Annotated in this window: 1 protein-coding gene; it reads right to left on the bottom strand. The window is 39.3% G+C overall.

What is annotated here, in order from left to right:
• Positions 1 to 36 precede the first annotated feature (36 nt).
• Positions 37 to 1,166, bottom strand: a protein-coding gene (locus SMSK597_RS13150; protein WP_419992006.1) for an IS3 family transposase whose coding sequence is annotated in 2 segments (ribosomal slippage) — positions 37 to 896 and positions 896 to 1,166 — 1,131 coding nt in all. Because the reading frame shifts where the segments join, the coding sequence is not laid out codon by codon here.
• Positions 1,167 to 1,244: the final 78 nt, after the last annotated feature.

Genomic DNA, 1,244 nt, shown 5'->3' on the forward strand with positions numbered 1-1,244 from the left:
CACTGCACCCCAATAATGGGACAAGAGAAAACGCTCTTATGCAACCAGTTTTCTGTAATCTACAGGAGACTGGTCATTTAATTTCTGTTGAATTCTAGTTTCATTATAAAATATGATGTAATTTTTGACAATATCTGTTATACTATCTTTAGTTAAATTTCTCCACTTATGGAGATAGAAGGTTTCAGATTTGAGAACAGAGTGGAACCATTCGATACAGGCATTATCTGCTGGTGTTCCTTTTCGGGACATGGAGCGGGTGATGCCTTTTTCTGTACAGGCCTGATAGTAGGCTTTTGAAGTGTAGACAGATCCCTGGTCGCTGTGTAAAAGTGCTCCTTGAGGTAGCTCAAGTTGATGAAGTGTGTCGAGCACAAAGTCCGTATCTTGGCATTCGGAGATGGTATAAGCTACAATTTCACGATTATAGAGATCCATGATCGAAGATAGATAAAGTCTACAGTTCCCAAAGTAGAGGTAGGTGATGTCTGTGACAAGCTTCTCCATAGGCTTATCTGCCTGAAAATTACGATCCAGCTTATTGTCTGTTACATGGTAAGGCTTCCCTAATTTAGGTCCCTTCTTGGGACGGACACGACAAAGGCAGCCCTTTTTCTTCATAATACGATAGACCTTCTTGCGATTAACGACGAGGTTATAAACTTTCTTGAGCAAGCGAGTGATGGTTCGATAGCCGTAAATAAAGTGGTTTTCCACGCAGAGTTGTTCGATTTTATCTGCTATTTCGTCTTTTTTCTGAGAATTCTTACACTCCTGTTTCCAGCGATAAAAGGTTGAACGTTTGACTCCGAAACACTCTAAAATAATAGATATAGGGCACATTCTCTTATACTCTTCCACTAGCTTGATAAGACTTACTTTGTCGATTTTCTTATCAAGCTCTGATACTTTTTTAGTAATTCTACCTGTAAACGTAACTGTTCCACTTCAGATAACTGCTTCATCCCTTTACCATAAGTATATTGTTTCCCCACAGGTTGGTGGAAACGGTACAATTCATCATTCTGATACCATTGCCACCAGGTCTTGACCTGACTAACATTTTTGATACCGAGGGTATCCATGATAACCTTATTTGATTTACCTGCCTTCTTCATTTCGATACAGGCTAGCTTAGTTTCTAATGAATATGCTTTTTTAACCATAACAAAACACTCCTGTTTCTAGTTTACCAGATTTCAACAGGAGTGTTTTCTTGTGTCTCACTTTATGGGTGCAGTGCC

It is taken from the genome of Streptococcus mitis SK597 (assembly GCF_000148545.1).
Taxonomy (GTDB): domain Bacteria; phylum Bacillota; class Bacilli; order Lactobacillales; family Streptococcaceae; genus Streptococcus; species Streptococcus mitis_C.